This is a genomic window from Aeribacillus sp. FSL K6-3256, from assembly GCF_037965805.1.
Classification (GTDB): domain Bacteria; phylum Bacillota; class Bacilli; order Bacillales; family Aeribacillaceae; genus Aeribacillus; species Aeribacillus composti.
The window spans coordinates 2,410,912-2,435,317 of the sequence record NZ_CP150188.1 but is presented as its reverse complement, the minus strand read 5'-3'; the positions used below and the strand labels follow the sequence as shown (position 1 = coordinate 2,435,317).

Genomic DNA, 24,406 nt, shown 5'->3' with positions numbered 1-24,406 from the left:
TTGCATGCGAATGGTCGATTTAATAGAGAAGAAGCGGGATGGGAAAGCGCTCACAAAAAAAGAAATCCGTTATATCATTGAAGGATATACGGCCGGGGAGATTCCGGACTATCAAATGAGCGCTTTCGCCATGGCCGTTTTTTTTAGAGGGATGACGGAAGAGGAAATGGCGGAGCTCACAATGGCGATGGTTGATTCTGGAGAAAAGATCGATCTTAGTGAAATTAAAGGGATAAAAGTGGATAAGCATTCGACCGGAGGAGTTGGCGATAAAACTACGTTGGTGCTTGCGCCGCTTGTGGCTTCTGCTGGTGTTCCTGTTGCCAAGATGAGCGGAAGAGGTCTTGGCCATACCGGCGGAACGATTGATAAACTAGAATCGATCCCGGGGTTTCATGTTGAAATAGACAATCGACAGTTTGTCCATTTAGTCAATCAAAATAAAATTGCAGTCGTTGGACAAACGGGGAATTTAACTCCCGCTGATAAAAAACTGTACGCATTAAGAGATGTGACAGCGACGGTTAACAGTATTCCTCTTATTGCCAGCTCCATCATGAGTAAAAAAATCGCTGCCGGAGCGGATGCCATTGTTTTAGATGTTAAAACCGGATCGGGCGCTTTTATGAAAAATATAGAAGAATCAAAAAAACTGGCAAAAGCGATGGTGAAAATAGGGGAAAACGTCGGCAAAAAAACGATTGCCGTGATCTCCGATATGAGTCAGCCGTTAGGGTTTGCCATCGGAAACGCTCTTGAAGTCCAAGAAGCGATTGATACATTAAAAGGTGAAGGTCCTGAAGATTTAACTGAACTATGTTTAACGCTTGGCAGCTATATGGTGTATATGGCGGAAAAAGCAGACAGTTTAGAAAAAGCGCGTAAACTGCTCGAGCAATCCATTGCTTCCGGAAAAGCTTTAGAGACTTTTAAAACATTTGTCTCTGCCCAAGGGGGAGATGCCTCAATTGTGGACGATCCATCAAAATTGCCGCATTCTTCGTATACATTCGAATTAAAGGCGAAAGAAGAAGGCTATGTAAACGAAATTGCAGCTGATGCAGTCGGGACTGCCGCCATGTGGCTTGGTGCCGGAAGAGCGACGAAAGATGCTGCAATTGATTTGGCAGTCGGCCTCATCCTCCATAAAAAAATAGGCGATTACGTAAAAAAGGGAGAAACATTCGTTACAATTTACAGCAATCAACAAGATATTGAAAAGGTGAAACAAACTTTATACTACAGCATTAAAATTTCGAAAAACAAAACAAAAAAGCCTGTCCTTATTTATGAAACAATAACAAATTAGGAAAGAAAAAAAGAATCGGGTAATCCCGATTCTTTTTTTGTATAACTTTTTAATAATTGGAAAAAATGGGTTTTATACAGATAATTTTACCAGTAAAAATTCATTCTCATTTCATTTTTAGAGTCTTTTACATTTCATTAGATTAGATTGCAGTTACATATGAGGAATGGAGGATGTGGAGATGAAACAATTACTACTGTCTGTCATGGCAACATTTGTTCTTTTTTTTGGGGTTTCAACGGCTGCGTGGGCAGAAGAAAAAAATGTCAAACTAGTAGATGGAGTGAAATCGGCTATATTGATTGAGCGGGATACAGGTCAAGTACTATATGAAGAAAATTCAGATACACCGCTGCCGCCCGCCAGTATGACGAAAATCATGACGCTTCTTCTTATTATGGAAGCTCTTGATAAAGGAAAGATTCAAATGGATGAAAAAGTAAGAGCGAGCGAATATGCAGCATCCATGGGGGGATCGCAAATCTTTTTGGAGCCTGGGGAAGAAATGACAGTGGAAGATTTATTAAAAGGAATTGCGATTGCTTCCGGCAATGATGCGTCTGTCGCGATGGCGGAGAGAATTGCAGGATCAGAAGAACAGTTTGTATCCATGATGAATCAAAAAGCGAAAGAGCTCGGACTGAAAAATACGCATTTTAAAAATTCGACCGGATTACCTGCAAAAGGACATTATTCGTCGGCAAAGGACATGGCGGTTATTGCCAAAGAGCTATTAAAATATGAAGAAATTACGAAATTTACGGGAACATATGAGGATTATTTACGAGAAGGAACAGACAAAAAATTTTGGTTGGTCAATACAAATCGGCTTGTGAAATTTTACGACGGAGTTGACGGTGTAAAAACAGGTTATACAAACGAAGCGAAATACTGTTTAACGGCAACAGCCAAAAAAGGGAATATGCGGGTGATTGCTGTTGTATTTGGAGCTAAAACGCCAAAAGATCGAAATGCTCAAATCACGAAGCTGTTAGACTATGCCTTTTCCCAGTATGAAACCCATCCTCTGTTTAAACGAAACGAAGTGGTGACAAAAGCAAAACTGAGCAAAGGAAGCGATAAAGATGTACAGCTGATTACTTCGGAGCCTGTTTCCATTATAACCAAAAAGGGCGAAAGCATTGATGATATTAAACAAGAAATTATGTTTAAAAACCACCTGGTAGCGCCAGTGAAAAAAGGAGATGAGCTTGGAACCCTCGTGCTGAAAAAGAATGGAAAGGTTTTTGCTGAAAGCAAGCTTGTGGCTAAACAAGATGTTCGCGTTGCGAGCTGGTGGAAGCTGTTCAAAAGGGTTCTAGGCGAATGGACGAAGGCCGAAAAATGATATTTTTGGCGAAATTCCACTAGTTTTGTCTTCAGGCAGGAAATATGAAAGGTCAACTCGAAAGATTCAATATCATAGTTGAAGGAGGAATATGATCTTGAGTCTAGCGGTTGACCTTGAAGTAAAAGAAAACGTGTTATTGATACGTCTGTCAGGGGAGCTCGACCACCATACAGCAGAGGAACTTCGGCAAAAAGTCAATGATGCCATCGAAAATAACTCTATTCAACATATTTTATTAAATTTAGAACAATTAACTTTTATGGATAGCTCTGGACTTGGAGTGATTCTCGGGCGTTATAAGCAAATAAAACATCTCGGCGGTGAAATGATTGTTTGCGCCATCTCCCCGAGTGTAAAGCGTCTTTTTGACATGTCAGGTTTATTTAAAATTATTCATCTGGCCGAGACAGAGAAAGCGGCTTTGCAAACGTTGGGGGTGGCGTCATGAAAAACGAAATGAAGCTTCAATTTTCCGCTGTAAGTCAAAATGAATCATTTGCAAGAGTAGCTGTAGCTTCCTTTATCGCACAGCTGGATCCGACGATCGATGAACTAACCGAAATCAAAACAGTAGTTTCCGAAGCTGTGACAAATGCGATCATTCACGGTTATGAAAATAATCCTGACGGTATTGTGTATATTTCCTGCACGCTAGAGGACCATATCGTTCATTTGACGATTCGAGATGAAGGGGTAGGAATTGACAACATTGAAGAAGCTAGACAGCCGCTTTTTACAACAAAGCCTGAGCTGGAGCGTTCAGGAATGGGATTTACCATCATGGAAAATTTTATGGATGAAGTGAAAATAGAATCGGAAAAAAATAAAGGCACAATCATTCGATTAACAAAACATCTTACAAAAAGCAAAGCTTTATGTAATTAAGGAGATTAGCTTATGGATGTGGAGGTCAAGAACGAACATTCGAATGGACAATTGAAGGATCAGGAAGTCAGGGATTTGATTAAAAGAAGCCAGCAAGGCGATCAGGCAGCCCGCGATTTGCTTATCCAAAAAAACATGCGGCTCGTTTGGTCAGTTGTGCAGCGATTTTTAAACCGAGGCTATGAGGCGGATGATCTATTTCAAATCGGCTGCATTGGCTTAGTGAAATCGGTCGATAAGTTTGATTTGTCGTATGATGTTAAATTTTCCACTTATGCTGTTCCGATGATTATAGGAGAAATTCAACGATTCATCCGGGATGACGGAACAGTAAAAGTGAGCCGTTCATTAAAAGAGCTCGGAAATAAAATTAGACGGGCTAGAGAGGAACTGTCCAAAACACTTGGCAAGGTGCCAACAGTAGGGGAGATCGCTGACTACTTAGATATTTCACCTGAAGATATCGTTCTTGCACAAGAAGCTGTACGTGCACCTTCCTCCATCCATGAAACGGTTTATGAAAATGATGGCGATCCGATTACATTGCTGGATCAAATTGCAGATCAAAATGAGCAAAAATGGTTTGATCAAATAGCATTAAAAGATGCTATGAACGATTTAGGCGAGCGGGAGCGGCTGATCGTTTATTTGCGGTATTATAAAGATCAAACACAGTCGGAAGTCGCAAAACGGTTAGGAATCTCACAAGTTCAGGTGTCCAGACTGGAAAAGAAAATATTAAAGCAAATGAAAGACCGAATGAGCGGATAGCTCTTTGGTCTTTTTTTGTGGAAATAAATGGTCTTGATCATTTTGCATGAGGGAGTGGCGAACGTTTCATACTATTAGAAAAAAGTAGGATGTGACAGGGCGTGAATAAAACGGTTTATGTGCGTCTAAAGCATCGTATTCAGGCAAAACCGAACGAAAGGATCACGCTTAACAAAATCGCGAAAATAATTGCAGACGAAGCGTTAATCAGCAAAATGGGGGATCAAATCATTCATCAAATTCAATCAAAAGATAAAACATATGTTGTCATTGATGTCATCAACGTCATAGAAAAAATCCAATCCATTGATCCTTCCCTTGATGTCCAACCTGTTGGGCCGACGCAAACAATTGTTGAAATTCAAAATCATCGAAAAAAATTTGCTCCCGTCCTTTTTTTTCTTGTATGGCTGTTATTATTTGTCGGATCGGCTTTAACGATTATGAACTTTCATGAAGATGTCAGCATGCAGCGGATGCATCGCAATTTGTATCAGTTTTTCACTGGCAATAAGATCGATAAGCCGTTAATTTTGCAAATCCCCTACTCCATCGGTTTGGGGCTGGGAATGGTTCTGTTTTTTAATCACGTTTTTAAAAAGAAATTTAATGAAGAGCCGAGTCCGTTGGAAGTCGAGATTTTTAATTATCAAATGGATCTCGACCAATACATCGCCATAAACGAAAACAAAGAAAGCGTGAAAAATGATGATGATTAAATGGTTCATGCTTTTGTTTACGGGGTTTGCAGGGGGCTTGGCTGTCGGGTGTGGATTTGTTGCGTTTTTATCTGTTCTCGGAATCATTCCAAGACTCATGCAGCTGACGAAGACAATAAAATGGATTCGTTTGTATGAATGGGCTGTTATTCTTGGCGCCGTGTCCGGCGGTTGGTTCAGCCTCTCTCCCGTCTATTTGCATGCTTCGCATTATTGGTTTATCCCGATCGGTCTCCTTTACGGAATATTTGTCGGAATGCTTGCAGCAGCATTAACAGAAGTGCTGAATGTATTTCCGATATTAGCGAAAAGGATCGGCATTGATGACAAAATCGTTATGTTGATGATGGCGATCGTTTTAGGAAAAATTTGCGGCTCTTTGTTTCATTGGCTTTATTTTGCTGGTCTGTAAAGGCAATTTGTCATATGATCGGAGGAAACATAGCATGATGCGGTTAACGGGAAAGCAAACATGGGTGTTTCAGCATAAATTGTTTGTCAATAAAACGGCAACTGTCGTTGGGCCGAAGGAAGCGAAAGGACCGCTTAAGGAAACATTTGATGCTCATTTTGATGATATGTACTGCGGTGCGCCGTCTTGGGAATTGGCCGAGCGGAATTTAATGGAGCAGGCGATCAGCCGCTGTTTAAAAAAAGCTGAATTAAAGGAAGAGGATATTGATTTGTTTTTGGCGGGGGATTTATTGAACCAAAATGCTACATCGAACTATACAGCTAGAATGCTCAATATTCCGCTGTTATGTATGTACGGGGCCTGTTCGACTTCAATGGAAACAGTCGCTACGGCATGCGCGCTGATCGATGGGGGGTTCGCGAACAAAATTATCGCTGCCACAAGCAGCCATTATGGCGCAGCTGAAAAGCAGTTTCGGCATCCAACGAATTTCGGCGGACAAAAACCAGAAACAGCGACGACAACCGTAACAGGGGCAGGTGCTGTATTAATCAGCAAAGACGAAAGTGAGATTGCCATAACGGCTGCAACGATCGGCAAGGTGATCGATGTTGGCAGGAAAAACCCTTATGATATGGGGTCCGCAATGGCGCCGGCAGCTGCAGATACAATTAAGCAGCACTTTCGTGATTTAAATCGGACTCCTTCTGACTACGATTTAATTCTTACCGGCGATCTTTCGGGAGTCGGCAGTCCGAAGCTGAAGGAATTATTGCTTGAGGATGGGTACGACATCCGAGGCAACCATTCAGATTGCGGGCTGTTAATTTTTCATCCAGCACAAAGAGCATTTGCCGGCGGGAGCGGATGTGCTTGTTCAGCAGTTGTAACTTACGGTCACATATTCCAAGAAATGAAAAAAGGAAATTTAAAACGAGTATTGATGGTGGCAACCGGGGCTCTGTTAAGTAAAACGATGATCAAGCTGAACGAATCGATCCCGGCCATAGCTCACGGAGTAGTTTTTGAAAGACAGAGATAGAAAGGCGGGAAAAGGTGAGCTGAACATGAATGATGAAGAGAAAGGATTCGATAGCATGACGAAATTAACCGATCAAGAAAAAAGTCAAATCTCTCCCAAGCTGCAAGATACCGAAAAATTTTTTCGAGATCATATTGGCTTAGGAACAAGCTTTGATTTAGGCGTGCGCAAATTTACGCTTCTCGGAAAACAAGTGCATTTATATTATGTGACAGGACTTTGCGATTCACTTTATGTCATCGAACTGATCAAGGAGCTTTTGAAAATCAATGATCATGAAACGGAAGCCAATCGTTTAAAGGAAATTGTCAAAAACCGTCTCGTTCATCAGCAAGTAACATTGGTTCAAACGCTTGATGAAGCAGTCGATCAAGTGTTGTCAGGCTTAGTCGTTTTTTTTGTCGAAGACAGCGATTTTGCTTTTGTTGTCGATGTCCGCAACTATCCTGGAAGACAGCCGGAAGAGCCGGATACGGAAAAAGTGATCCGCGGCGCACGTGACGGTTTTGTGGAAAATATCGTTGTCAACACGGGACTGATTCGGAGAAGAATAAGGGACGAACGTCTGAGATATGAAATCATGAAAATCGGCGAGCGATCAAAAACCGACATTGCGATCGCGTATTTGGAAGATGTGGCGGATCCAGGATTAATTGAAGTGATCAAAAAGGAGTTAAAAACGATAAAGATTGACGGGCTTCCAATGGCAGATAAAACAATTGAAGAATTTTTAGTAAAGCAAGGCTTTAATCCGTTTCCGCTTGTCCGCTATACGGAAAGAGCGGATGTCGCTGCAGTTCATTTGCTGGAAGGACATGTCATTATTCTTGTTGACACGTCCCCGAGTGTCATTATTACGCCAACTACTTTTTTTCACCATGTTCAGCACGCCGAAGAATACCGTCAGGCGCCAGCGGCCGGAACGTTTGTCAGATGGGTGCGCTTTTTTGGCATGCTAGCTTCTATTTATTTGCTTCCTCTTTGGATGCTGTATGTAGTGCAGCCGTCTTTACTGCCGGAGGCTATATCTTACATCGGACCAAACAAAGAAAAAAATATTCCGATTGTTGTTCAAATTTTTCTTGCTGACATAGGGATTGAGCTTTTAAGAATGGCAGCCATTCATACACCGACAGCTCTTTCAGTGGCGATGGGTTTAATTGCAGCAGTTCTCATAGGACAAATTGCCATCGATGTCGGTTTGTTTTCGCCGGAAGTTATTTTGTACGTTTCCATTGCGGCGGTCGGTACTTTTGCAACCCCGAGCTATGAATTGAGCGTAGCCAATAAAATCGTTCGTTTTGTATTGCTGCTATTAGTAGTGATCTTTAAAGTGCCCGGATTAGTGATCGGCTGCACACTGTTCATCCTTTTCCTTGCCAGCATTCGATCGTTAAATACGCCTTATTTATGGCCGTTTATCCCTTTTAATCCTCAAGCCTTTTGGCAGATCATCGTCAGGTCGTCGGTGCCTCATATAAAAGTAAGGCCAAGCATTGTTCATCCGCAGAACGTAAAAAAGCAGCCTTAAAAAAATTTGAAAGAGAAAATGTTTTATGGTAATGTATTTTTAACTTTTACGTTCACGAAAGCGGGGGCTAGTCTTTGTATTTACAGGGAACAAGTAAAATCAACCAGTTAGGGCATTTAGAAATCGGCGGTGTCGATACAGTTGAACTTGCCAAACAGTATGGGACACCGTTATATGTATACGATGTCGCACTCATTCGCGAACGAGCCCGTTCTTTTAAAAATACATTTGAATCATTAGGAGTTCCATATCAAGTTGCTTATGCAAGCAAAGCCTTTTCTTCCATTGCAATGGTGCAGCTTGCAAATGAGGAAGGGCTTTCTCTTGATGTCGTTTCAGGCGGTGAACTGTATACGGCATTAAAAGCAGGATTTCCTCCGGAAAAAATTCATTTTCATGGAAACAATAAAAGCATCGACGAGCTTGCAATGGCTCTGGAGGCAAATATCGGTTGCATTGTGATTGATAATTTTTATGAAATTGATGTTTTATCTTCTCTTTGCCAGCAAATGAATAAAAAAGTTGCGGTGTTGCTTCGCGTTACACCAGGCGTCGAGGCACATACACATGATTACATTACAACCGGGCAGGAAGATTCGAAATTTGGATTCGACCTTCATAATGGTCAAATCGAAAAAGCGATTGAGCTTGTAAAAAATCAATCGCATTTACAGCTATTAGGAATCCATTGCCATATCGGTTCGCAAATTTTTGGCACTGAAGGATTTGTTTTAGCAGCAGGAAAGATTTTTGGGAAAATTTCTATTTGGAAAGAGAAGTTTCAGTTTGTTCCGAAAGTTGTAAACTTAGGGGGAGGATTCGGAATTCGATATACGAAAGAGGATGATCCTCTGCCAATGAATGTATATGTTGAAAAAATGGTGGAAGTTGTGAAAGGACACTCTGAGAAGCTTCAAATTCCTCTCCCTGAAATATGGATTGAGCCAGGACGCTCTCTCGTCGGGGATGCAGGAACAACCTTGTACTCGATAGGATCTCAAAAGGTCGTCCCTAACATACGCAAATATGTTGCGGTGGACGGAGGCATGAGCGACAACATCCGGCCTGCTTTGTACCAGGCAAAATACGAGGGGGCTCTTGCCAACCGGATGAATGACGAATGTTCTGAGACTGTATCGATTGCAGGAAAATGCTGCGAAAGCGGGGACATGCTCATTTGGGATTTATCCCTTCCTACCGTAAAAGCAGGCGATATATTAGCTGTTTTTTGCACGGGAGCTTACGGATATTCTATGGCAAATAATTATAACCGGATCGCTCGGCCTGCTGTTGTATTTGTTGAAAACGGCGAAGCGAGACTTGTCGTCAAAAGGGAAACATACGAGGATTTAGTCAGTCTCGATTTGCCTTTAAAAGCGGAAGTCGGTCAACCGTAAACGAAAAACGGCGTCTCAACATTAGTTGAAGACGCCTTTTTCATTATTGGAAAAACGATGCGATGGCATCAATGATCGAAGAAAAGAATTCTTTCAATTTTTGCAAAAAGCTTTGTCCTTCTTCGGATTCGAGAAATTTAGAAATTTTGTCTTTTGCTTTGTCAAGCTGGTTTCCGACTTCATCCCAATTGATATTGACGTTAATCATATTGTTAAATAAGAGGATTAAATTGTTTATATCATCTTCGGAAAGATTTATTTGCAAATCTTTTGCTGCTTGTTCAATCATTTCTCTTAGCTCTTGGTCATTTTTCGGAACGCCGTTTTCGGACATCTGTTCTTTTACTTTTGCAATTAATGCCGAAGCATTTTCGTCACCAATCTTATCTCCAAGCTTTGCTGTTTCCACCAGCTCTTGGTTGGCGACCTGTTTCACGTCTTCAGGGATCGCTTTATCAGTCGAAACTTCATAAGCTTTTATCAACCCTGTTAAAGCGGCTGTTCCGGAAACTTCAAAAGGCGCGGTGACATAAACATTTGCATCTTTGACACCAGCTGTCATGAGCGCATTTAAGTACATTTCATCCGTGACCCAGTTTATGTTGTTTGTTTGGACTTCTAAACCAGATCCCTTTTTCTCAATTTGTATTTTGGAAGAAGAAATCGCTTTTGAACCGATTTGCGCTTTCGGAATATAATCCCCCAAATATTTGTGCTCCTCTTCGTTTGTCACGGTGACCGTTTGCACGTTATCTGGTACGCCCATTTCCTTTAAGAGATCCTGCTTTTGCTGCTCCGTTAAATCGCTGCCTAACGTGACAATAACATCTCCAACAACAGAATCAGCAAAACTAGTAGTTGGTGTTGCCAACCCAATAGCAAGTAATATGGATAAAACGATTTTTTTCATCACTTAACCTCCTAAGCGAACATGACTTCGAATATATGATTATAGAGTGCAAAAACTTTCAACCATTTAAGACGTATATATATACTAAAACGTTTCATCTGTATTTTATGTTTTACTCTATGATAAAATAAAGAGAAAATTTTTTCATGAAAGGGAGCTGTTTTATGAGCAAAAAAGGCTACATTTTAATGGAAAACGGAGAAAAAATTGAATTTGAGCTTTTTCCGAATGAAGCTCCAAATACAGTGAAGAACTTTGAAAAACTTGCGAATTCAGGCTTTTATGACGGTTTGACTTTTCATCGTGTTATTCCAGGGTTTGTAAGCCAAGGCGGATGTCCGAATGGCAACGGCACTGGTAATGCAGGATATACGATCAAATGCGAAACAGATGGCAATCCACATAAACATGTAACCGGCGCCATTTCTATGGCTCACGCAGGCAGGGATACAGGCTCTTGTCAATTTTTTATCGTTCATGAACCTCAGCCTCACTTGGATGGAGTTCATACTGTTTTTGGCCAAGTAACTTCAGGCATGGAAACTGTGTTGAGCATGAAAAACGGAGATGTAATGAAAAAAGTAGAAGTGTATGAAAATTAAATTCCTCTTTCAAATAGAAAGGGATGTACAAAATGAGAATGAAAAACTGGATATTATTTATTGTTCTTGTTGTATTGAGCATTATTTGGGGACTCGTCTATTGGATGTTCATTGCTGACTAGCTGAATACCGCTCAGCTTTAGTTGATAATATAATTTTTGTAGATGCGGTCAAGTGTAGGAGAGAAATAATCGATAAAAAGGCACTTTTTCATATTGTTCAAAGATTGCTTTCTTGACAGAAGACCGTTTGAAGGGAGATAATAGTAAAATAATTGGCTGTTTTCTTCAGCTTTGTTTCTTTTTCAAAAACTCGTGAATGCTTCAAAATGGAAGGTGGGAAGCAAGAGGAAGCAGCCGTTTTTCCCATTGAAAATAACATAAAATGAATGATGCATCCTTCGGGGCAGGGTGAAATTCCCGACCGGCGGTGATAAAAGCTTTTAAGCTTTTTTAGCCCGTGACCCGCATTGGCGGAACGCCTTTGCGGTGGATCTGGTGAAAATCCAGAGCCGACAGTATAGTCTGGATGGGAGAAGGATCACTTTTGAAGGTGAGGAGTATAAACTGTTCAAAAAGAACAGATTTTATACTCTTATTTGAGTATACCTTCTTTTCGTTAAAGTGATCATCAAGCCCTGGGGGAACAAACCCGGGGCTTTTGTTTTGAAATCAACAAAAGGGAGGTGTGTCCTTCATGAATGACGAAAAATGGATGGAATTTGCCTTTCAGCTAGCGAAACAAGCAATCGGCCAAACGAGCCCTAACCCGTTAGTGGGAGCGGTCGTTGTGAAGGATGGGGAACTGATCGGGTTTGGAGCGCATTTAAAGGCTGGGGAACCCCATGCGGAAGTTCATGCTTTAAATATGGCTGGGGAAAAGGCAAAAGGTGCAACGCTGTACGTCACGCTTGAACCTTGCAGCCATTTTGGCAAAACTCCTCCCTGCTCTGAGCTTATTATCAAAAGAGGGATTAAACGGGTCGTTGTAGCTGCTTTGGATCCGAATCCTCTCGTAAGTGGACGCGGTGTGAAAGCTTTGCAAGATGCTGGAATCGATGTGGAAGCCGGGATATTGCAAAAAAATGGACATGAACTTAACAAAGTTTTCTTTCATTACATTCAAACAAACACTCCGTTTGTCACATTAAAATATGCCGCAACATTCGATGGGAAAATTGCTACAAAAATAGGTGACAGCAAGTGGATTACCGGAGAGGAAGCAAGACAGGATGTGCACCGTTACAGAGAAATACACGACGGCATTTTAGTGGGTGTTAATACAATTATAAAAGACAATCCAAGTCTGACTTGTCGGCTGCCGGATCGCAAACGAACACCGATACGGATTATTTTAGATACCCATCTGCGAATTCCGCTGGATGCCAATGTGATAACTGACAAGGAAGCAGAAACTTGGGTCATTTGCCAAGATGGGGATCTCAATAAAAAAGCGGAACTGAAAAAATTAGGAATAGAAGTGTTGACTTTACATGATCAATGGAATATCCCAAATATTTTAAAAATATTAGGCGAGCGAGGCATCACCTCCCTGTTCGTTGAAGGAGGAGCAAGAGTCCATGCTTCATTTTTAAAAGCGGAAGCAGTGAATGAATTAATCGTGTATTTTGCACCCAAAATATTGGGAGACCCTGAAGGAATATCAGCCGTCATGGGCGATGAAGCATTAAAGATGAGGATGGCACATTCATTTGAAATTCAGTCCGTTACGAAAATAGGAGAAGATGTGAAAATTGTCTCCGTTCCGAAAAGAGGTGGACAAGATTGTTTACTGGAATCATTGAAGAAATAGGGGAAATCAAATCAGTAAAAGGAACGAATCAAGCAGTAATTTTAGAAATTTATGCAAAAAACATTTTGCAAGATGTAAAAATAGGCGACAGCATTGCCGTCAACGGAGTCTGTTTAACGGTCACCGACTTTGAATCGAATTATTTTTCTGTGGATGTCATGCCTGAGACGATGGCGGCAACGACATTAGGTACATTAAAAACCGGATCAAAGGTGAATTTGGAAAGGGCAATGGCTGTTGGCGACCGATTTGGCGGCCACATCGTTTCAGGACATGTTGATGGCGTTGGCACGATCGTCAAAAAAGAAAGAAAGGAAAATGCTGTTTATTATCAAATTAAAGCTCCTAAAGATTTGCTTTATTACATGATATTAAAAGGTTCAGTTGCAGTTGACGGAACGAGTTTAACCATTTTTGGCTTAACAGAACAAACCTTTACGATTTCGATTATTCCTCACACATATTCAGAAACAATTATTGGGGAAAAGGAGATAGGCGATAAGGTCAATATTGAATGTGATTTGATCGGGAAATATTTAGAAAAGTTTGTCCGCAAAGAGGCGCCAACCGGAATTACCGTTGATTTTTTGCAAAAGCACGGTTTTTACAGTGAATAGAGGTGATAGAATAATGTTTCATTCCATTGAGGATGCCATCGCAGATTTAAAACAGGGGAAAGTGATCATTGTCGTGGATGATGAGAATCGGGAAAACGAAGGAGATTTTGTCGGTCTAGCTGAGTTTTCCACCCCTGAAATGATCAATTTTATGATTTCAAAAGGAAAAGGTCTCGTCTGTGTGCCGATCACGGAATCGTTAGCGCACCGTTTGCAGCTTCACCCTATGGTAGCGGAAAATACAGATTTGCACCAAACCGCGTTTACTGTCAGCATCGATCATCAAACAACAACGACGGGAATCAGCGCATATGAGCGAGCTAAAACGATTCAGTCGCTCATTCAGCCGGATGCAAGGGCGGAGGATTTTAAAAGACCCGGACATGTTTTCCCGTTAATTGCAAAGAACGAAGGAGTATTAAAAAGAGCCGGCCACACGGAAGCAGCCGTTGATTTGGCAAAGCTGGCAGGATGCTTTCCAGCTGGCGTCATTTGTGAAATTATTAATGAAGACGGAACAATGGCTCGGGTTCCTCAATTAAAAGAAATAGCGGAACAATACAATTTAAAAATGATCACGATTCAAGATTTAATTCAATACCGCAGAAAACGGGAGGAATTAATCAAAAAAGAAGTGGAAATCGAGCTTCCGACAGGTTTTGGCCGTTTTAAAGCCATCGGTTATACCAGCTTGTATGATGGAAAAGAGCATATTGCGCTGGTGAAGGGTGAAATTAAGCCGGAGCATCCCGTTTTAGTTAGAATCCATTCAGAATGCCTGACAGGAGACGTCTTTCATTCTCACAGATGCGACTGCGGCCCGCAGCTTCATTCTGCATTGAGTGAAATTGAAAAAGAAGGAAGCGGAATTTTGCTCTATTTGCGCCAAGAAGGCAGGGGGATCGGGCTAATAAATAAATTGAAAGCATATAAGCTTCAAGAAAAAGGTTATGATACGGTCGAAGCAAATGAGGAGCTCGGCTTTCAGCCGGATCAAAGAGAATATGCTGTTGCAGCACAGATGCTGAAGGATATTGGAGCCAAGTCTATTCGTTTAATGACAAACAATCCGAGAAAAATGAAAGAAATGCAAGAATACGGACTTGAAATATTGGAGCGGGTTCCAATTGAAATACCGGCAAACAAGGATAATGAAAAATATTTGAAAACAAAAAAATCGAAACTAGGACATCTACTTCATATTTAGCGGGAGGTTATACTAATGAGCATAAACAAAATTGAAGGACATTTAGTCGGAAAAGATTTGAAAATCGGAATTGTCGTATCAAGATTTAATGAATTTATTACAAGCAAGCTGTTAAGCGGAGCAATCGATGCTCTCATCCGCCACGGCGTTTCGGAAAGCGACATTGATGTTGCATGGGTTCCGGGGGCTTTTGAAATCCCGCTTGTATCCAAAAAACTGGCTGAGTCCAAAAAATACGATGCGGTCATTGCCTTAGGAACAGTTATCCGTGGATCCACTACGCATTACGATTACGTATGCAATGAAGCGGCAAAAGGGATTGCGAACGCTTCTCTGCAAACAGGAGTGCCGGTAATATTTGGCGTCGTCACGACGGAAAATATCGAGCAAGCGATTGAACGAGCAGGAACGAAAGCGGGCAATAAAGGCTGGGACGCAGCACTATCGGCAATTGAAATGGCAAATTTAATCAAATCCCTCGCCCAACTTTAAAGAAAACAGTTTAAAATTCATAAGAAAATGTATATAATGTTAAGAGCAATATGATAAATGGGATTCAACACCAGTTGCCCATAAAATCTTTCTTGAAAGAATGTTATATATTAACGAGGGATCCAGCATGTTAGTTCGATATAAGAAAGCTTTTGAAAAAATTGCGATGGGGCTTCTTTCCTTTATGCCGAGTGAAAAGGATTTAAAGCAGCTCCAGCAAACGATGAAAACGTATGAAAATGACGAAAATTGGCAGCTTTTCTTATGGAAGGAAGAAGATGTTATCGGAGTGATCGGCGTTGAATTGAAAGATAAAGGAATAGTGGAAATTCAGCATATTTGCGTAAACCCGTCCCATCGTCATGAAGGAATCGGCAAAAAAATGATCAATGCCGTAAAAGAGCTATATAAAGATAAACATGTTATTCCTAGCGAACAAATTCAATCCTTTTTTGAAAAATGCGACCATGAACAATTGGAAAAAGAAGAGAGCTGATCACTCTCTTCTTTTTCTTTTTTTATGCCAATTTTTCAATCTCTCCTCAATGATGTCCGTTCGATCCCTTGTTTTATGTTTATGTATTAAAAAAACGTTTGAAATATCGCTAGGCTCACCGAACGTTTTTCCTCGTTCCTTTGCTGTTGTTAAGCAAATTTCGTAAAGGTTTTGATCAAAAATCGGCAGCTGAATGCTTTTATATGGTTCTCTTTTTTGAATTCGACCAAAAGTGTTTTGTAAAATATGTAAGAGCTGTTCATCATCCAAACCGAGTTTGTTAAGAGACGCCGTTTCATTTTTTAAAATGCGAATAGCATTTTTCATCATCCGCTCAGCACCATTGAAATTTTTTCTCCTGTAATGATAAAAGCTAACGGCAATTTGTATGAGCCCGACCCAGATTTGTTTTCTCTCTTCTTTAGGATCTTTTTTCCACAATTCTTCTAAAATTTCATGACATTCAAAATAATCCCGGTCACAATGAAAATGATATAAAAACTCAATATATTCAGGTGGGTACATATTGAGAAAACTCCTTTTTTCTACTATATATGTTATAGTTTATGAAAATGGCTGCAAAAAAGAAAGTATTCATGCCTGATTTAAAAATAAACAAAAATGAGCTTTGTTGAAAAAGAGTATTGGATGTATTTTTCTATTGGTCTATACTAAAAATTAGCCATTTATCGAGGGTGATGATCAGGTAATGTATCTAGTAAAGTTAGAAGCTTTTGAAGGTCCGTTAGATTTGCTTTTGCATTTAATTCATCGTTTAGAAATTGATATATATGATATCCCTGTCAGCGAAATAACAGAACAGTATATGGAATATATTCACACGATGCAGGAGCTTGAGCTGGATGTTGCCAGTGAATATTTAGTGATGGCAGCCACATTATTGTCGATTAAAAGCAAAATGCTCCTTCCAAGACAGGAGGAAGAGTGGTCAGACGAGGAAATCATCGAAGAAGAGCAGTCCGATCCGAGAGATGAGCTTGTTACCCGTTTAATTGAATACAAGAAATATAAAGAAGCGGCAGTAAAGCTGAAAGAACTGGAAAGTGAACGGGCGCTTGTCTATACGAAGCCTCCAAGCGACTTGAGCGAATATTTGGAGGAAAAAGAGCCGATTTTGCAAAAAGGAAACGTAACGGTTTATGATATGATCGCTGCCTTTCAAAAAATGCTAAAACGAAAAAAAATTGAAAAGCCAATCGAACGAACCGTAGCAAAAGAAGAAATCCCGATCGAAAAACGAATGAAGGAAATGATCATGGAGCTGAAGGCATCGAAAAAGAAAAAGGAGTTTCACGATTTCTTTCCAGCTGACAGGAAGGATTATATGGTCGTGACTTTTTTAGCTTTGCTTCAGCTGATGAAAAATGAATACGTTCATGTAGAACAAGAACATAATTTTTCAGAAATTTATATTTACGGGAGTGAAAAGCTGCATGAGTTTAGGGATTATTGAATGGAAATCCATTTTGGAAGGGCTCTTATTTGCGGCTGGAGACGAAGGCCTTTCCATCAAGCAATTAACTTCCGTTCTTGAAATTGACGAAGCAACGGTTTTAAGCATTATTGAAGATTTAAAAGAGGAATACCAAAAAAAAGAACGGGGGATCGACCTTGTAGAAGTAGCAGGGGTTTACCAGCTCACAACCAAAAAGGAGCATGCACCATATTTAAAGCGGCTGATGGAAACTCCTATGAACCAATCACTCTCTCAGGCTGCGCTTGAAACATTGGCCATTATCGCTTATAAACAGCCGATTACCCGGATTGAAATAGAAGAAATTAGAGGGGTAAAGTCAGAAAGGCCGATCCGGACCCTTTTAGCGAAAGGGCTTATTCAAGAAGTCGGCAGAGAAGAGGGAGTGGGAAGAGCTATTTTATACGGAACGACAAAAGAGTTTCTTGAATATTTCGGATTAAAAACGATCGAAGAATTGCCTTCATTGACAGAGATCGAGAATGAAGAGCATTTTATTCAAGAAGAGGCAGATTTATTCTTTGAAAAATTAAATAACTTGTAAGTCGTCTCAGGCGGCAGTCTGAGACTTATTTTTATTTCACATTCTTTCAAATTCCGTTCATACGGTTGTCTTCTTTGCATAAACTTGTACAAAACGAATCGAATAAAGGGACGTGAAAGCATTAATGAACAAATGGACATCACGTATTAATGTATTCATTCTTTTTATATTGATAGGCCATTTTTTTATCCCGACAGCTCATGCAACTCATACGATTGAAGTTAGTGCAGAAAGCGCCATATTAATGGATCAGGAGAGCGGCCGGATCCTTTTTGAAAAAAACCCACATAAAAAAATGCGCATTGCAAGCATTACGAAAATCATGACGGCGATTTTAGCAATTGAATCAGGAAAAATGGATCAAAATGTGACTGTCAGTGACCGCGCTGTCCGAACTGAAGGGTCTTCCATATATCTTAAGCAAAAGCAAAAGGTGAAGCTGGAAGATTTGGTTTATGGTCTTATGCTAAGGTCCGGAAATGACGCTGCGGTGGCGATTGCTGAATTTGTCGGAGGCAGTTTAGATGGTTTCGTATTTATGATGAACGAAAAGGCGAAGGAAATCGGCATGACAAATACTGAATTTGCCAACCCGCACGGTTTGGATGATCACGAAAACCACTATTCTACCGCATATGATATGGCTCTTTTAACGAAATACGCCATGGAGAATGAAACGTTCCGCAAAATATTTGGAACAAAAGTTTATAAAAAAGACGGATTTCAGTGGAAAAATAAAAACAAACTTTTAAATTTATATGAATATTGTACAGGCGGTAAAACCGGGTACACAAAGAGGGCAAATAGAACATTAGTCTCCACTGCGGAAAAAGATGATTTACATTTAATTGCTGTTACGCTAAATGCTCCCGATGATTGGAACGACCATATGTCCATGTTTAACAGCGCGTTCAGCGAATATGATCAAGTGACGATCAAAAAAGAAGGATACCTTGCCATTGACAACAAGTTTTACAAAGACCGCATCTTCATTAATCGCGACATTGTTTATCCGCTGATGGAGGAAGAAAAAAACAAAATAAACATCCGTTTATTCCTAGCAAAACCGAAGGCTTCGTGGAAGAACCATCCTGAAAAGGTTCCAGAAAAAGTAGGAACATTGAGAGTGTTGCTCGATGGCGAAACGATTGAAGAAGTGCCGATCTATTTTGAAAACGGTGATGTAGAGCCTCCGCATGGCTGGTTTGGAAAGATGATCGATCTATTTTTTGATATGCTGGGTGTTTCCGCATGATTCATATTATTTGGGTTGCCTTAACTTTGATCGGCGTCGTATTTGCAATGTTCAACGGAACAATGGAGGAAGTGAATAAAGCCGTCTTTTCAGGTGCAAAAGAGGGTGTCACCATTGCCTTTGGCTTCATCAGCGTGCTTGTATTTTGGTTAGGCTTAATGAATATTGCTGAGAAAAGCGGTCTGTTAGAAAAGCTAGGGAATCTGTTCAAACCGCTGATGAGGAGAATTTTTCCTGATGTTCCCCCTGAGCATCCTGCGATGGGCTACATGCTGTCAAACTTGCTCGCCAATATGTTTGGGCTAGGAAACGCAGCTACACCGTTGGGAATTAAGGCGATGGAGCAGTTGAAAAAATTGAACAAAAATAAAGACCAGGCGTCCAGAAGCATGATCACCTTTCTAGCATTAAATACAACTGGATTGACTCTTGTTCCAACAACTGTAATTTCTATACGAATGACATACGGTTCGCATAATCCGACTGATATTGTCGTGCCAACGCTTCTGTCGACTTTCTTTGCTACCATAGCCGCTATTATGATTGACCGCTATTTTTACTATTTACGAAAAAGAAAAGGAGAATAACGATGGTGTTCATTAGTGCTGTTTCGATATGGCTGATCCCATTGATCATCGGTTTTATTTTGTTGTACGGGACTTTTAAACGCATTCCAACTTATGAAGCGTTTGTTGAAGGTGGAAAAGAAGGAATCGAAATTTCTTTTTCCATTATTCCGTATCTTGTCGGCATGCTCGTGGCAGTGTCTGTTTTTCGCGCTTCAGGGGCTCTCGATTTTTTTATGGACCTGTTAAAACCGATGTTTCAAGCTATCCACGTCCCGGCGGAAATTGTTCCGCTGGCGTTAATTCGGCCCATCTCTGGAACAGCTTCGTTAGGAATTATGAGCGATTTAATTTCAATGCATGGAGCGGATTCGTTGATCGGCCGACTGGCAGCCACCATGCAAGGGAGCACAGACACGACTTTGTATATCATTACAGTATATTTCGGTGCTGTTGGGATCAAGCGAATGGGCGATGCGATAAAGGTTGGGCTGCTGGCGGATTTTGCAGCCATCCTTTCTTCCATAATAATTGTTACGCTCCTTTTCGGTTAAGCTTTAATGAGCTTAGCTTTTTTATTTGCAAAAAAATAAATGCGTTCATCTTGTGTAACCAGACCGAAAGAAGGTAATATTTTTAGAGAGGTGAGATCAATGGAACGTTTGCAAAAGGTGATAGCGCGTTCGGGAATTGCTTCAAGAAGAAAAGCGGAGCAATTAATTTTGGACGGAAAAGTTACTGTAAATGGACAAGTTGTAACAGAGCTCGGAACAAAAGTATCTGACGAGGACAAGGTGGAGGTAAACGGGATTCCGGTAGAAAGGGAAGAACCGATTTATATTTTGTTTTATAAGCCTAGGGGAGTTATTTCGAGCGTGAAAGATGAAAAAGGGAGAAAAGTCGTCACCGATTACTTTCGAGATTTTGAGCAGCGCATCTTTCCGGTCGGCAGACTTGATTATGATACTTCAGGCCTTCTAATCCTGACAAACGATGGCGATTTTGCTAATTTGTTAATGCATCCACGATATGAAATTGATAAAGTGTATGTAGCGAAAGTTAAAGGAATTCCAGAAAGGAAAGAATTAAAACAACTGGAGCAAGGGATCATGCTGGAAGATGGAATGACAAAACCAGCAAAAGTCAAAATGCTTTCTTTAGATAAAAGAAAAAAAACGTGTATAATCGAAATTACCATTCATGAAGGAAGAAACCGGCAAATTAGAAGAATGTTTGATAAAATCGGCTATCCTGTGCTGAAGCTGAAAAGAGAACGGTACGCATTTTTAGATTTAAAAGGGCTCAATCCGGGTGCGTTCCGCGAAATTACTCCCCACGAGGTGAAGAGATTGCGGGCGCTGGCCCAGCACGGCAAGCATGCGAGAGTTTAGCCTAAAATCGGTTAAGCTTTCGCATTTATACCGACAAAACGTTGCAAACAATGTACTGCTTTAGGGGCTTACACGTTTTTATGTCACATAAACGTCAAAATTATTTTTCTGAATGAACGGAAATTCAATGATATAATAACAAGCGAATGAAAAACAAAGGGAGTACACACGATGAAAAAAAGGCGACTCATTACTCGCTCGATTATTCTTGTTATTTTATTAGGTGCTCTTGGATATACACTCTATTCAAATTTTTTTATGAGCAAAGAAAAAGTGAAAGTCGGATCAGCTGCGCCTGATTTTGTTCTTACTGATTTAGAAGGAAAAAAGCATCAATTTTCCGATTATAGAGGAAAAGGGGTATTTCTCAATTTCTGGGGAACGTGGTGCAAACCTTGTGAACGTGAAATGCCTTACATTGAAAGACAATATCAGCACTATAAAAATTTAGGCGTGGAAGTTTTAGCTGTCAACGTTGGCGAATCAAAATTAGTAGTGGAAAAATTTGCGGAAAAATACGGACTCAATTTCCCGATTGTCATTGACAAAAATCAGCAGGTGCTTCATGCATATGATGTAGATCCGCTGCCTACTACGTTTCTCATCGATAAGAACGGGAAGGTTGTCAAAATCATTACTGCACCAATGACGGAACGGGAAGTTCGAGATTACATGGAAATGATAAAACCATAGTTAGGGAGTTTTCAACATGAATCATGTGAAATGTGAATGCGGTCATGTAAATCCGTTCGGTACTGTGCTGTGTGAAAATTGCGGACGGGCCTTGGCAGCAGAGGGCGAAGGCAATTCGGAAAAACTTCATGATATGCGTTATGACGGAAGTGCCAGACGTTCTCAAACATATAATAAAACGATCGTCGATAAAGTATGGAATTTTTTCTCTTCTGTTAAAGTTGGAGTCTGGCTGATTGTGATAACGCTGATCGCATCAGCAATCGGAACGATTTTTCCGCAAGAATTGTACATACCTTCCAACGTAACGCCAGAGCAATTTTATAAAGATGAATATGGAATTTTAGGCCAGCTTTATTATCAATTAGGCTTCCACCGCCTATACGGTTCTTGGTGGTATATGACCTTGATCGCATCGATTGGAATATCGCTTGTGATTTGCTCGCTTGACCGGGTTATTCCACTTTATCGTGCCTTGAAAAATCAAGGTGTGTCTCGGCACGAGTCTTTTTTGAAAAGACAGCGCCTTTTTAGCGAATCATATGTGGACAATATTGAAAAAAATGTAGAACAAGTTAAAAAAAATTTAACAGCGCGCCGTTATCGCATTCGAGAAGAAAATGGAAACATTTTGGCAGAGAAAAATCGATTTTCCAGATGGGGTCCGTATGTCAATCATATCGGATTGATTATTTTTTTAATTGGAGCCATGCTCCGCTTTTTCCCGGGGATGTATGTGGATGAGGTTCTCTGGTTAAGAGAAGGGGAAACGAAAGAAATACCCGGGACAAATGGCGAGTATTATTTGAAACATCATCAATTCATTTTGGAAACTTATCAAAAGGAAAAAGAAAAAGATGTGTTTCAGGAAGCGATTGACCGTGTCGGCGATGGAAGCGTAGCTAAAAACTTCCAATCAAATGTGACGCTTTATAAAAAGCAGGGAGACAGCCTGCCGGGTGAAGAACCAAAATTAAAAGAGGTAAAAGACTTCAGCATTCGCGTCAACGAACCGTTGAAATTTGATTCTTATGCTGTCTATCAAGTGAATTACAAGCTGAATGAATTAAATAAAATGACGTTTGATCTTATCGATAAAAAATCGGGGAAAAGCTTCGGGAAAGTTGTCATTGACCTCTTAAACCCAGAAAAGAAATATGATTTAGGAAACGGCTATGCTGTTGAAATTGCCAGCTATCTTCCAGATTTTTATTTTGATGACGAAGGCAATCCAGCCACGCGGTCGAGAGTGCCAAACAACCCGGCATTTGTTTTTAAAATGATTGCACCTGACAGACCGAAGGGAGAAACGAGTTTCGTTGCCATCCAGCAAACGATTGAACCTAACGAGAATAACAAATACAAAATGAAATTTTCAGGAATTGAAACGAAAAACTTAACGGGTCTAGTTGTAAGAAAAGATTTAACTTTATGGGTGCTCGGTGTCGGCGGAGCCATTTTTATGATAGGCTTAATTCAAGGATTGTACTGGCAGCATCGCCGCATATGGCTGAAAGCGGATAACGACAAAATCATGCTGGCGGGGCATACAAACAAAAACTGGTTTGGATTAAAAAATGAATTGGACATCATTTTGCGCGATACTGAAATTCAAAAGCCTGTTGACCAAAAACAATTAAAAGAATAGAACCTCATGAAGGAGGGGAAGTTTGTGGCTGAACTTAGCAGCACTTTATTATACATTGCGTTTATTTTGTATTTAATAGGAACATTCTTTTTTGGCGGTGCCATCCGTGACAAAAGAGGAAAGGATGAAAAACCGAATAGATGGGCGCGATTAGGCATTGCGGCGGCGATCCTCGGTTTTTTGTCTCAACTGGGATACTTCGTTACGAGATGGATCGCTGCTGGACATGCCCCGGTTTCGAACTTATTTGAATTCACGACATTCTTTGGTATGATGCTAGTAGGAGCATTTATCATTATTTATTTTATTTATAAGCTGTCTGCACTTGGCTTATTTACATTGCCAGTTGCACTTTTATTGATTGCATATGCCAGCATGTTTCCGACAGAAATCAGCCCTTTAATACCAGCTCTTCAAAGCGATTGGCTGAAAATCCATGTAACAACAGCTGCTGCCGGACAAGCTATTTTGGCGATCAGCTTTGTAGCCGGAGTCCTGTATTTAACAAAGGTTGTGGACCAATCAAAAGCAACAAAAAAGACGTTTTGGCTTGAATTTGTCATGTTTGTATTAGTCACAACACTTGCATTTGTCATTGTCACAACCGTGTTCCGAGCAATGGATTATGAATCAGTGTTTAAATGGATCGATAAAAATGGACAAGAGGCGGAAATGGAATTTCATTTGCCTGCTCTCGTAGCGCCGCACGAAGGAGAATTGTTGACAAAAGATCGGCTTGCAGGATTTGTGGAATTGCCGGCGATTTTATCGGCCAGAAAGGTGAACACTGTTTTATGGTCCACATTTGTAGGACTGATTTTATACGGAGTGATCCGCCTAATATTGAGAAAGCGTATTTCTGCAGCGTTGCAGCCTTTAGTGAAAAATTTAAATTTGGATGTGGTGGATGAAATTGGCTACCGTTCAGTAGCGATTGGATTCCCAGTATTTACACTAGGTGCTTTAATATTTGCCATGATTTGGGCGCAGATCGCTTGGACCCGATTTTGGGGCTGGGATCCGAAAGAGGTTTGGGCATTGATCACTTGGCTGTTTTACGCGGCATATCTTCACTTACGGCTTTCGAGAGGATGGCATGGAGAAAAATCAGCATGGCTTGCGGTTATCGGATTTGCGATCATCATGTTTAATTTAATTTTTGTAAACCTTGTGATAGCTGGTTTACATTCATATGCATAAACGGATTGGCTGACTCATGATACATGCTGGAATTTGGATCATTATCATTTGAGTCAGC

At 40.6% G+C, this 24,406-nt stretch carries 27 protein-coding genes and 1 riboswitch; of the genes, 25 read left to right on the top strand and 2 right to left on the bottom strand.

The genetic code is table 11. From position 1 onward, the window contains the following. Nucleotides 1–4: 4 nt before the first annotated feature. From NSQ84_RS11685 to lysA, 10 genes are all read left to right on the top strand, one after another. Complete coding sequence (locus NSQ84_RS11685; RefSeq protein ID WP_311066294.1) at nt 5–1,309, top strand: pyrimidine-nucleoside phosphorylase; 1,305 nt, start codon at nt 5–7, stop codon at nt 1,307–1,309. Nucleotides 1,310–1,490: 181 nt separating this feature from the next. Beyond that, nucleotides 1,491–2,657 carry a D-alanyl-D-alanine carboxypeptidase family protein gene (locus tag NSQ84_RS11680; RefSeq protein ID WP_063388332.1) on the top strand — a complete coding sequence of 389 codons (1,167 nt, stop codon included), beginning with the start codon at nt 1,491–1,493 and terminating at the stop codon, nt 2,655–2,657. 97 nt (nt 2,658–2,754) lie between these two features. Next, nucleotides 2,755–3,108, top strand: a complete 354-nt coding sequence (spoIIAA, locus tag NSQ84_RS11675) for an anti-sigma F factor antagonist (RefSeq protein ID WP_063388331.1) — start codon at nt 2,755–2,757, stop codon at nt 3,106–3,108. After that, nucleotides 3,105–3,545: an anti-sigma F factor gene (spoIIAB, locus tag NSQ84_RS11670; RefSeq protein ID WP_063388330.1), complete on the top strand. Its 441-nt coding sequence runs from the start codon at nt 3,105–3,107 to the stop codon at nt 3,543–3,545. The genes spoIIAA and spoIIAB overlap by 4 nt, the downstream gene beginning before the upstream one ends. Before the next feature lie 12 nt (nt 3,546–3,557). Next, entirely contained in the window at nt 3,558–4,316 is a 759-nt protein-coding gene (sigF, locus tag NSQ84_RS11665; RefSeq protein WP_063388329.1) for an RNA polymerase sporulation sigma factor SigF, read from the top strand. Nucleotides 4,317–4,417: 101 nt separating this feature from the next. After that, on the top strand, nt 4,418–5,035 hold the full coding sequence (locus NSQ84_RS11660) for a stage V sporulation protein AA (protein ID WP_063388643.1): 618 nt from the start codon (nt 4,418–4,420) through the stop codon (nt 5,033–5,035). Beyond that, nucleotides 5,022–5,447 carry a stage V sporulation protein AB gene (locus NSQ84_RS11655; RefSeq protein ID WP_094246162.1) on the top strand — a complete coding sequence of 142 codons (426 nt, stop codon included), beginning with the start codon at nt 5,022–5,024 and terminating at the stop codon, nt 5,445–5,447. Before NSQ84_RS11660 ends, NSQ84_RS11655 begins: the two co-directional genes overlap by 14 nt. 37 nt (nt 5,448–5,484) lie before the next feature. Beyond that, a complete protein-coding gene (gene spoVAD, locus NSQ84_RS11650) occupies nt 5,485–6,492 on the top strand; it encodes a stage V sporulation protein AD (RefSeq protein WP_066247704.1) in 1,008 nt (335 codons plus the stop codon). Nucleotides 6,493–6,547: 55 nt separating this feature from the next. Beyond that, nucleotides 6,548–8,023 carry a spore germination protein gene (locus NSQ84_RS11645; RefSeq protein WP_066247706.1) on the top strand — a complete coding sequence of 492 codons (1,476 nt, stop codon included), beginning with the start codon at nt 6,548–6,550 and terminating at the stop codon, nt 8,021–8,023. A 74-nt stretch (nt 8,024–8,097) separates the two neighbouring features. Beyond that, nucleotides 8,098–9,420 carry a diaminopimelate decarboxylase gene (lysA, locus tag NSQ84_RS11640; RefSeq protein WP_066247674.1) on the top strand — a complete coding sequence of 441 codons (1,323 nt, stop codon included), beginning with the start codon at nt 8,098–8,100 and terminating at the stop codon, nt 9,418–9,420. A gap of 43 nt (nt 9,421–9,463) precedes the next feature. Here the strand turns inward: lysA and NSQ84_RS11635 are convergent, their stop codons facing one another. Further along, nucleotides 9,464–10,330 carry a DUF1002 domain-containing protein gene (locus tag NSQ84_RS11635; RefSeq protein ID WP_066247675.1) on the bottom strand — a complete coding sequence of 289 codons (867 nt, stop codon included), beginning with the start codon at nt 10,328–10,330 and terminating at the stop codon, nt 9,464–9,466. 164 nt (nt 10,331–10,494) lie between these two features. On the opposite strand from NSQ84_RS11635, the gene NSQ84_RS11630 reads away from it, so the two are divergent. The 6 genes from NSQ84_RS11630 to NSQ84_RS11605 all read left to right on the top strand — a co-directional run bounded on the left by NSQ84_RS11630 (nt 10,495) and on the right by NSQ84_RS11605 (nt 15,556). Next, nucleotides 10,495–10,932 (top strand): peptidylprolyl isomerase, encoded by a 438-nt coding sequence (locus tag NSQ84_RS11630; protein ID WP_063388640.1) that lies wholly within the window; start codon nt 10,495–10,497, stop codon nt 10,930–10,932. 392 nt (nt 10,933–11,324) lie between these two features. Further along, a riboswitch (FMN riboswitch) is annotated at nt 11,325–11,476 on the top strand. 152 nt (nt 11,477–11,628) lie between these two features. Beyond that, nucleotides 11,629–12,744, top strand: coding sequence for a bifunctional diaminohydroxyphosphoribosylaminopyrimidine deaminase/5-amino-6-(5-phosphoribosylamino)uracil reductase RibD (gene ribD, locus NSQ84_RS11625; RefSeq protein ID WP_327873320.1), 1,116 nt, complete (start codon nt 11,629–11,631; stop codon nt 12,742–12,744). Beyond that, the gene (gene ribE, locus NSQ84_RS11620) at nt 12,717–13,361 is read left to right on the top strand and encodes a riboflavin synthase (RefSeq protein ID WP_063388638.1); all 645 of its coding nucleotides are present in this window, start codon (nt 12,717–12,719) and stop codon (nt 13,359–13,361) included. Before ribD ends, ribE (NSQ84_RS11620) begins: the two co-directional genes overlap by 28 nt. A gap of 13 nt (nt 13,362–13,374) precedes the next feature. Continuing rightward, on the top strand, nt 13,375–14,568 hold the full coding sequence (locus NSQ84_RS11615) for a bifunctional 3,4-dihydroxy-2-butanone-4-phosphate synthase/GTP cyclohydrolase II (RefSeq protein ID WP_063388637.1): 1,194 nt from the start codon (nt 13,375–13,377) through the stop codon (nt 14,566–14,568). 21 nt (nt 14,569–14,589) lie between these two features. After that, complete coding sequence (ribE, locus tag NSQ84_RS11610; RefSeq protein ID WP_063388660.1) at nt 14,590–15,060, top strand: 6,7-dimethyl-8-ribityllumazine synthase; 471 nt, start codon at nt 14,590–14,592, stop codon at nt 15,058–15,060. A 127-nt stretch (nt 15,061–15,187) separates the two neighbouring features. Beyond that, on the top strand, nt 15,188–15,556 hold the full coding sequence (locus NSQ84_RS11605; protein WP_063388636.1) for a GNAT family N-acetyltransferase: 369 nt from the start codon (nt 15,188–15,190) through the stop codon (nt 15,554–15,556). Here the strand turns inward: NSQ84_RS11605 and NSQ84_RS11600 are convergent, their stop codons facing one another. Next, nucleotides 15,557–16,081, bottom strand: a complete 525-nt coding sequence (locus NSQ84_RS11600) for a DUF309 domain-containing protein (RefSeq protein ID WP_063388635.1) — start codon at nt 16,079–16,081, stop codon at nt 15,557–15,559. A 184-nt stretch (nt 16,082–16,265) separates the two neighbouring features. On the opposite strand from NSQ84_RS11600, the gene NSQ84_RS11595 reads away from it, so the two are divergent. From NSQ84_RS11595 to ccsB, 9 genes are all read left to right on the top strand, one after another. Beyond that, a complete protein-coding gene (locus NSQ84_RS11595; protein ID WP_063388634.1) occupies nt 16,266–17,030 on the top strand; it encodes a segregation/condensation protein A in 765 nt (254 codons plus the stop codon). After that, on the top strand, nt 17,011–17,595 hold the full coding sequence (scpB, locus tag NSQ84_RS11590) for an SMC-Scp complex subunit ScpB (RefSeq protein ID WP_063388633.1): 585 nt from the start codon (nt 17,011–17,013) through the stop codon (nt 17,593–17,595). Before NSQ84_RS11595 ends, scpB begins: the two co-directional genes overlap by 20 nt. 124 nt (nt 17,596–17,719) lie before the next feature. After that, entirely contained in the window at nt 17,720–18,850 is a 1,131-nt protein-coding gene (locus tag NSQ84_RS11585; protein ID WP_066247679.1) for a D-alanyl-D-alanine carboxypeptidase family protein, read from the top strand. Next, the gene (locus NSQ84_RS11580) at nt 18,847–19,437 is read left to right on the top strand and encodes a nucleoside recognition domain-containing protein (RefSeq protein ID WP_063388631.1); all 591 of its coding nucleotides are present in this window, start codon (nt 18,847–18,849) and stop codon (nt 19,435–19,437) included. The genes NSQ84_RS11585 and NSQ84_RS11580 overlap by 4 nt, the downstream gene beginning before the upstream one ends. A gap of 2 nt (nt 19,438–19,439) precedes the next feature. After that, nucleotides 19,440–19,970, top strand: coding sequence for a spore maturation protein (locus NSQ84_RS11575; RefSeq protein ID WP_063388630.1), 531 nt, complete (start codon nt 19,440–19,442; stop codon nt 19,968–19,970). Between the two features lie 99 nt (nt 19,971–20,069). Next, nucleotides 20,070–20,807, top strand: coding sequence for a pseudouridine synthase (locus NSQ84_RS11570; RefSeq protein ID WP_063388629.1), 738 nt, complete (start codon nt 20,070–20,072; stop codon nt 20,805–20,807). A 171-nt stretch (nt 20,808–20,978) separates the two neighbouring features. Next, nucleotides 20,979–21,500: a thiol-disulfide oxidoreductase ResA gene (locus tag NSQ84_RS11565; protein ID WP_063388628.1), complete on the top strand. Its 522-nt coding sequence runs from the start codon at nt 20,979–20,981 to the stop codon at nt 21,498–21,500. 16 nt (nt 21,501–21,516) lie between these two features. After that, the gene (locus NSQ84_RS11560) at nt 21,517–23,148 is read left to right on the top strand and encodes a cytochrome c biogenesis protein ResB (RefSeq protein WP_130157473.1); all 1,632 of its coding nucleotides are present in this window, start codon (nt 21,517–21,519) and stop codon (nt 23,146–23,148) included. 24 nt (nt 23,149–23,172) lie between these two features. Further along, nucleotides 23,173–24,348, top strand: coding sequence for a c-type cytochrome biogenesis protein CcsB (gene ccsB / locus NSQ84_RS11555; protein WP_066247681.1), 1,176 nt, complete (start codon nt 23,173–23,175; stop codon nt 24,346–24,348). Nucleotides 24,349–24,406: the final 58 nt, after the last annotated feature.